5 protein-coding genes are annotated in these 6150 nt (G+C 65.1%); 3 read left to right on the top strand and 2 right to left on the bottom strand.

Annotated elements, in window-relative coordinates; translation table 11 throughout:
* Positions 1–227 precede the first annotated feature (227 nt).
* Positions 228–725, bottom strand: coding sequence for a MarR family transcriptional regulator (locus tag ABZ656_RS02945; RefSeq protein ID WP_101407784.1), 498 nt, complete (start codon positions 723–725; stop codon positions 228–230).
* A gap of 784 nt (positions 726–1509) precedes the next feature.
* On the opposite strand from ABZ656_RS02945, the gene ABZ656_RS02940 reads away from it, so the two are divergent.
* Positions 1510–2202, top strand: coding sequence for an LmbU family transcriptional regulator (locus ABZ656_RS02940; RefSeq protein WP_180362721.1), 693 nt, complete (start codon positions 1510–1512; stop codon positions 2200–2202).
* Positions 2203–2262: 60 nt separating this feature from the next.
* On the opposite strand, the gene ABZ656_RS02935 is transcribed toward ABZ656_RS02940, so the two are convergent.
* Entirely contained in the window at positions 2263–2907 is a 645-nt protein-coding gene (locus ABZ656_RS02935; RefSeq protein WP_101407782.1) for an FMN-binding negative transcriptional regulator, read from the bottom strand.
* 251 nt (positions 2908–3158) lie between these two features.
* Here ABZ656_RS02935 and ABZ656_RS02930 point away from each other — a divergent pair, with 251 nt between their 5' ends.
* Positions 3159–4466, top strand: coding sequence for a cation:proton antiporter (locus ABZ656_RS02930; RefSeq protein ID WP_360263893.1), 1308 nt, complete (start codon positions 3159–3161; stop codon positions 4464–4466).
* A 285-nt stretch (positions 4467–4751) separates the two neighbouring features.
* A complete protein-coding gene (locus ABZ656_RS02925; protein WP_101407781.1) occupies positions 4752–6095 on the top strand; it encodes a lysine N(6)-hydroxylase/L-ornithine N(5)-oxygenase family protein in 1344 nt (447 codons plus the stop codon).
* Positions 6096–6150: the final 55 nt, after the last annotated feature.

Genomic DNA, 6150 nt, shown 5'->3' with positions numbered 1-6150 from the left:
GTTGGTCGGCGGCTGTGTTGTTGCCTTGGTCGGCGAGGCGGCGGAGTTCGTCGAGGTCGCCTCGTTCGGTGGCGAGTTCGATGAGTTGATCGGTTGCGTCGGCGTCGCCTTTCGCGGCTCGTTCCCGCAGCGTGGACATGTCGGAGTTGGTCACGACGGAATCTCTTCCCATGGGTCTTGCCCTGGGCTGGGCGGCCCGGGCCTGGCGTCCCCCGGCACGGGGGCGTTTATTTGGTTGGAGTGGGCCGACTCGTCGACGCGCGGAGCTCGTCGCGATAGGTGTGCCACTCTTCCAGGAGTGCGGGCAGGCGCTCGGCGAGGAATTCGGCCAGCGCGATCATCTCCTCCAGGGGCGCGCGACGCTCCGGCGGAGCATCGGCGAGCAACTCCAGCCCCTCGCGAAACAGCGCCGCGTGTTCCTCGTGTACGGCGGAGTCGAAGTGCCGTGGCTGCTGACTCACCGGGTTTAGGCTCACACGGTCCACCCGCTCGCCTGCGACGCGTGTTCGCCGTGCCATCCGGTAGCCCTCGAGGAGCTTGACCGCGCCTGTGATGGCACTGCGGCTCGCCAGCAGTGCTTCGCTCAGCTCGTCGATCGTCTGCTGGGGCGGGTCGCAGACGAACAGGTACCCGAGCAGGCGGCCGGCCATCGGGGGAAAGCCGTACTGGCGGGCGTAGAAGCGGCCCAGGTGGTCGGCGAATATCAACTGCGTGTCATGTGGCACATGACCATGGTAGCAGCGATGGCTGAAATGGCACAAATTTGTGTCATCACGGTTTTTAGGGTTGGGATGCTGGCCTTTCGGCGGGGTCCGTGTGGTGGGTCCTGCCGGAGTCCGGTGGCGGTCGCCAGGGGGTGTGGCGTCAAGGAGCGGGTGGCGTCCCGCTGATGCGACGGGCCCGGCCCTCGCGGGCGGCGTGCCTTTCGCACTCGGACAGCATCCGCGGACGGATGTGGGGGTGCAAGGGGAGGTGATCCCCCATCGACCCCTTTGAGACAGCCGGGCGGGAGATCGATGCGGATGGCTCCGCTCCGGCGGGTGGCGGCGTGGGACCGGGCTGCGTGCTGCGAGGCGGTCAATCGCCGCACCTACTGCGGTTCTTCGACGACGACGGCTCCGGTGACAGCCCCCGGGTGAAAGGAAGAACCCCCTGCAGGATGTGGCCGGAACGTCAAGTTGCGACGCTGTATAAACATGCAAAAGTCGCAGCGGGCAACAGTGCGTTCCTTGCTGCTGCTGTGCCTGTTGGGTTTGACTGACGCCCAACCTCGAAGAGGACTGCCTCACTCTGCGAGTCGCATACTGGCCAGTCGGTGCATCCGGCCATGGCGGGGTTTAGTGGGAATGAGGACATCTGTCAGAGTGCTGTGCGGGCGTTTCGAATATGCCATTGATCGGGTATGGGATCCCTTGGGGTGAGTGAGACAATGACCGTTTCTATCGACCTTGAGAGCAACAGTTCACGGCGTTTCCTTCGACTTGACCACGGTCACATGGAGGCATGTTCATGAGCATTACCCGTAACATGAAGGCACCCGGAATTTCCATTCCCGCAAGGGCGCCGGCATCCGAGCATGGGAGCAGGCGGATTGCTCACGCCCCCGCGCAGGGAGGCGAGGTGTTAACGACACGGGTCGGCCTGCAGATACCGCCCGGTTTGAACTTCGAGACCTGGGAGCACGCCGGTCGTACACTGGCGGGAATCGTGGACTCGTCTTCCTGGTGGCTCGGTGACTGGCTCGTATACGGAAAGGACAATTATGCGGACCGGTACGAGCGGGGTATCCGTGCGGCCGGTCTCAAGTATCAGACGTTACGCAACTATGCCTGGGTCTCCCGGCGGTTTGAATTCGGACGTCGGCGCGCTCGGCTAAGCTTTCAGCACCACGCCGAAGTCGCCTCGCTCATGATGGACGCGCAGGAGCGCTGGCTGGACGAGGCCGAGCAGATGAATTGGACCACCAAGCAGCTGCGCCAGGCCGTCCAGAGTGCGCGTGAGGGTGAGGTGAACGGTGGTGAGCGTCCCCATGTCACCCGTCGCCTTGAGGTGCCCGACAACCGTTTCCGGCGGTGGCACAAAGCTGCGGAACATTCGGGTATCGACCTCGAGAAATGGGTCCTCGCGACGCTCGACGGCGAGGCGGAACGGACTTTGGAGAATCTGGAAACCCTTGCGGACCAGCCGGAGATCAGTGCCTGACCTGCTGCTCGCCGGGTCGGTCCCCACCCTGCGTCGGGACCGACCGGCCGTCGCCCCTGGCTACGGCAGCCGCCCCATGAGGTCGGCCGTTTCGCGGTGCAGGCTGCATTTGCGCTGGGCGAAGGACTGCCGTACGCGGTCGCGGATCTGGGGTTCTTGCTCCTGGCTGAGTTTGAACATGCCGTCGGCTCGGGACACTGTGATGCGGAACGCCCCCACGCCGGGGAGGATTTTGCGGAAATAGTCGACCGACCCCTCCATGTTCCAGTCGGTGCCGAATTCCTCCTCGAAGGCCCGGACCGTAGATCGAACGACGGTCAGCGTCTCCTCTTCGGATTCGATCTTCTCGATCACGCCGTGAACATGGACGGACGTGAAGTTCCACGTAGGCGCGGCCGGGATTTTCTGGTACACCGTCGGGGAGACATAGGCATGCGGGCCGGTGAAGGCGAGCAGCACCGAATCGCCGTCACGCAGCGCCGACCAATGGGGGTTCTGGGCATTCATGTGTCCGAGCAAAAGGCTGCCTGACAGATCCGCTGACCACTCGGCGGTCATGCCGGGATCCTGAATGACTGGGAGATGCGTGGCGAATGGCCCGCATTCGGCGGGGCCGTTGGTCGTCAGTAAGGCCAACGGGTTTCGACGGATCAGGTCAACCATCCACGTGGTGTTCGGTTCGCGATATGGGTCAGGTACAAACATGGCAGCCACCTTTCCTTTTGGTTTGCTTTCCTCACTTGGCGAACGGTAGCAGGTGGCCCGCCCGCCGGATCGGGTTATTGGTGTGTCCTGTCAGCGGGACATGATGGAGGTTACTCCGAGGCGGCTTTTTCCCTCTCTGTCATGCAATAGTCGGGCCGAGGCTGATATTGAAGGCTAGGAAAGCTTCTGCGGTCGAGCCCGTTTGCCGTTCGTGTCCGGCGGGCGCCACTGAATGGGGAGAGCTGATCACTTTGGACCACTCTTTGATTGCCGCCCGCTCCGGCGATGTCATCACCGGGGAAATGCTCGCGGGACTTGCCGTGATCCTCGCCGTGGCATTCCTCTTCGCCCGGCTTGCCAAGAGCATTCGGCAGCCCACGGTGATGGGGGAGATCATCGCCGGTCTTGCCCTGGGGCCGAGCCTGCTGGGCCTCTTGCCGGGAGACCCCGTCGAAGCGTTGTTCCCGGCGGACGCGCGGCCGATTCTTCAGGCGCTCTCGCAGCTCGGACTAGTCCTGTTCATGTTCGGCATCGGCTACGAACTGGACTTCGCCCGTCTCCGGGGGACCGGCCGCCGGGTCACCTTGGTCTCGCTCAGTTCCGTGGCGCTGCCGTTCGCGCTGGGGGCCGGGCTCGCCATTCTCCTGTTCCCCTGGTACGACAAGTCGCAGCTCAGTACCGATGGTGTGCTCGCCCCGGCGCTCTTCCTCGGGGCGGCGATGTCGATCACCGCGTTCCCGGTGTTGGCCCGGATCATCGCCGAAGGCGGCATGCAACGCAGCCGCATCGGCGCCATGGCGCTCGCATGCGCCGCCATCCAGGACTTCCTCGCTTGGTGCGTGCTGGCGGTGATCGTGGTCATCGCCACCGCGAGTGGACTGTGGCCGCTGGCACGGATGGTGCTGGAGTCTGGTCTGTTCCTGGTCATCCTCCTGTACGCCGTGCGTCCGGGGCTGCGTTGGCTGATGGCTCCGGAGCGGTCGTGGGCGGCCGGCAGCTCCCTCATCCACACCATCCTCGTCACCGGACTACTGGTGTCTGCCTGGGCGACCAACGAGATCGGTCTGCACGCGGTCTTCGGGGCCTTCGCCTTCGGCGCCGCGGTGCCTCGCGACCACATCGAGGCGCAGGCCCCTCAGGTCGCCGAGCGCATCGAGCAGACCAGTCTCTTCCTGCTGCCGGTCTTCTTCACCGTGACCGGGCTGTCGGTGGACCTCGGCGGGCTCGGTGGGCACGGTGTGATCATGACCGTCGCCGTCGTCCTGGTGGCGTGCGCGGGGAAGTTCGTCGGGGCCGCCGGTTCCGCACGCCTTTCCGGCGCCTCGGGAGCCGAGTCGATGATGCTCGGCGTGCTGCTCAATGCCCGAGGGCTCACCGAACTGGTCATCTTGAACGTGGGGCTGGGGCTCGGCGTGCTGGACAGCCGTCTGTTCAGCGCCATGGTCGTCATGGCGCTGGTCACCACGTTCATGACGGGACCGCTGCTTCAACGCCTCGGATTCCACGAGGAGCTCAGGCCACTGCCGGTTCCCAGGAAGAGCGCGGAGAAAGGTGTCTGACGCGAGGCCGATATTCACAGCGGCACGTCCCCGCGTCCTGACCGGCCAAGGATTCTCCGGCGTCCTGTCGGCGGGACAACGCGCCGTAATCGAAGGGCTCTTGAAAGGATTACGACAAGCGCCCTAGGTTGAGAGCGGGGCCGTCCTGCGGTGCGATTCAGAATTCATCTCTGCCCGGCCTCGCGAGAGTTTATGGCGTTTTCAAGCCGGACCCTCCGGGTGCAAGAGAATTGACCGATCACAATTGTGGCTGTCTGATGCGGCAGCGCTGGCGGGAGGTTTCCCATGGGTGCTCGTGAGACTGAAGTGTACGACGTGGTCGGAGTCGGGTTCGGGCCGTCCAATCTGTCGCTGGCTGTGGCTATCCAGGAGCACAATTCCAGCACCTCGGACAGGCCGCTCACGGCGGCCTTCTTCGAGCGGCAGGAGGCGTTCGGCTGGCACCGGAACATGCTGCTACCGGCCGCGACGATGCAGATACCCTTCCTGAAGGACATCGCCACCTTTCGCAACCCGGCCTCCCGCTACAGCTTCGTCGCTTATCTGCATGCATCTGGACGTCTGGCGGGATTTGTCAACAACCAGACTTTCTTTCCGACCCGGCGGGAGTTTCACCGGTACCTGGAGTGGGTGGCGGCGAACTTCACCGACCAGGTGTCCTACGGCTGCGAAGTTGTGGGGCTCCGGCTGTCCGGGCAGGGGACGGGGGCCGGGGCGCCCGCACACCTGGAGATCGAGGTGGCCGGGGGAGCGGGCCGGCAACGGAGCTCGGTCCGCGCACGCAATGTGGTCGTCTCGACCGGGTTGGTCCCGCGCATGCCCGAAGGGGTCCTCGGCGACGACCGGGTGTGGCACAGCTCGGAATTCCTCACGAGGTTCCGCGGGTTGAAGCCGGTCGACCTGAGGGCCGTGGCGGTCGTCGGGGCGGGCCAGAGCGCCGCCGAGATCACCCGGTTCGTCCACGACGCGGCTCCCCACGCGCAGGTGTACTCGGTCATCCCGTCCTACGGCTACGCCCTCGCCGATGACACTCCGTTCGCCAACCAGGTATTCGATCCGGCCGCGGTGGACGACTACTTCTTTGGCACGGACCGGGCTCGGCAGGCGTTCTGGGACTACCACAAGAACACCAACTACTCAGTCGTCGACGACGACGTCATCAGGGATCTCTACCGCCGCTCGTACGACGAGGAAGTGAACGGAGCCAGGCGATTGCACTTCCTCAATCTGACCCGGGTCGGCGAGGTCAAGCGCGCGGGTGACGAGACGCGCGTCCTGCTGATGAACGGTGAGAGGCGCGAACTGGAAGTCGACCTCTGTGTGTTCGCCACCGGCTACCACGGGATGGAGCCCGCCGGCGTGCTGGGCGATCTCGCCCCGTACTGCCTGCGCGACGAGGCCGGGCGCCTCCGGGTGGAGCGCGACTACCGTCTGGTGACTGGGCCCGAACTGCCCGGCGGCATCTACCTCCAGGGAGGAACCGAGCACACGCACGGACTGTCGTCGTCGCTGCTGTCCAACATCGCGGTGCGCAGCGGCGAGATTGCCGAGTCCATCGTCAGCCGTCACCGGATCGAGCGGGAGCTGGGCCAGGTGCACCCCGCCGAACCGGCGGGCAAGATCCGCTGAGGGGACTGCGTCCACGTACAAAGGGCGGGTGCGGGCGCTTCGAAGCGCCCGCACC

Source organism: Streptomyces sp. NPDC007095 (assembly GCF_040634475.1).
Lineage (GTDB): Bacteria > Actinomycetota > Actinomycetes > Streptomycetales > Streptomycetaceae > Streptomyces.
The sequence above is the reverse complement of the archived record's forward strand: the minus strand, read 5'-3'. Positions and strand labels throughout refer to the sequence as shown.